Consider the following 243-nt stretch of genomic DNA (forward strand, 5'->3'; position numbering starts at 1 on the left):
GGTCGAGCAGGCATTCCATCTTGCCGGCGTGGCCGGTCAGGTAAAACTTTTTCGAAAACTTGTTCATATAAAAATCAGATCTTCAGGCGCTCGACGACCTCGCCTTTCAGGATGTGGTTGTCGATGATGTCGTCGATGTCCGTGGTGTCGACATAGGTGTACCAGGTGCCCTGCGGGTAGATCACCACGTCCGGGCCTTCCTCGCAGCGCTCCAGGCAAGCGGGCTGGTTAATGCGCACCTTG

1 pseudogene is annotated in these 243 nt (G+C 56.0%); it reads right to left on the minus strand.

Features of this window, described 5'->3' with window-relative positions:
* Positions 1-74: 74 nt before the first annotated feature.
* Positions 75-243, minus strand: a pseudogene (locus KVT32_RS32450) ((2Fe-2S) ferredoxin domain-containing protein); the annotation flags it as partial.

This window comes from Achromobacter sp. GbtcB20 (genome assembly GCF_019091095.1).
In the GTDB taxonomy this organism is placed as follows: Bacteria; Pseudomonadota; Gammaproteobacteria; order Burkholderiales; family Burkholderiaceae_B; genus Achromobacter; species Achromobacter mucicolens.